1 protein-coding gene is annotated in these 1,159 nt (G+C 62.6%); it reads left to right on the top strand.

Annotated features, from left to right (window positions below; genetic code table 11):
• The first annotated feature begins 195 nt into the window (after positions 1 to 195).
• Complete coding sequence (locus tag EN845_RS33750; protein WP_189522269.1) at positions 196 to 1,140, top strand: IS110 family transposase; 945 nt, start codon at positions 196 to 198, stop codon at positions 1,138 to 1,140.
• The last annotated feature ends 19 nt before the right edge of the window (positions 1,141 to 1,159 follow it).

Here is a 1,159-nt window from a genome sequence, read left to right as displayed (position 1 = left end):
CCCTTGTGTGTTTGGAATCGTGCATTGTTGAGGGTGCCACGGACCAGGTGCTTGCCTGATCCGTGGCGGCGGTCGAGAGCCCGTCACCCCTCAGGTGGCTTAAACCGTGGATGAGCTGGGGCCCGACCGCCTTCTTTTGTGAACCCGAACAGTTGCAAGGGGCAAGCCCCCGCACACAAGGAAGGGACCGATGAGATGGTAGCGCAAACGGTTCAGGACATCGGCATCGATGTCGCCAAAGGCTGGCTCGACGTGGCGGTGTTTCAAACGCAGGAACAAGCGCGTTTCGACAACGACAAGGACGGATGGGCCAAGCTGGTCAGATGGCTGCGGGGTCGCACCGTACGCGCCATCGGCATGGAGCCGAGCGGCGGCTATGAGCGCGGTGTGGCCAAGGCACTGCGTAGCGCGGACCTGCCGGCCAGGAACGTCAATCCGCACAAATTGCGCCACTATGCCCGCGCCCTTGGCCGATTGGCCAAGAATGATCGCATCGACGCCTTGCTGATTGCGCGCTACACCGCCGAACTGCCGACCCGGCCGGTGCGTTGCGACCCGATTGCGGAGCAACTGGCCGATCTGGTCGTGGCCCGCAGGCAGCTTAGCGACGATAAGGTCAGCCTCGCCAATCAACTCGAGCAGCTACGCGAGCCGATGGTGAAGCGCATCTTCACCCAGCGGCTGCGTCGTATCGAACTCGATATCGCACTGCTCGCCAAGCGTATGGCCGAACTCGTCGCCAGCCAGCCGGCGCTCGCAGCCAAGGATCGCCTGATCCAGTCCTTCCACGGTGCCGGTCCAGTCCTCAGCCATACCATACTGGCGCTGGCGCCGGAGATCGGGCAGGCCTCGCGACGCGAGATTGCTGCGCTTGCCGGCCTGGCGCCCTACGACTTCGACACCGGCACCTTCAAAGGTCGCCGCGTCATCTGGGGCGGCCGGCATGCTCTGCGCAGGGTGGTCTACATGGCAGCGCTCACCGCCAGCCGCTCCAATCCCGTACTCAAAGCCTTCCACCAGCGTCTTATTGCAAACGGTAAGCAACCAAAGGTCGCCATCGTCGCCGTGGCCCGAAAGATTATGACCATCCTCAGCGCCATGCTTCGACACAACCAACCCTGGTATCCAGACAAAGCCTGAAAACACAGTTGCTCATCCG

Source organism: Mesorhizobium sp. M8A.F.Ca.ET.202.01.1.1 (assembly GCF_004791595.1).
Taxonomy (GTDB): domain Bacteria; phylum Pseudomonadota; class Alphaproteobacteria; order Rhizobiales; family Rhizobiaceae; genus Mesorhizobium.
Note: the sequence above shows the minus strand (reverse complement) of the source record. Positions and strands in the feature narration are given on the sequence as shown.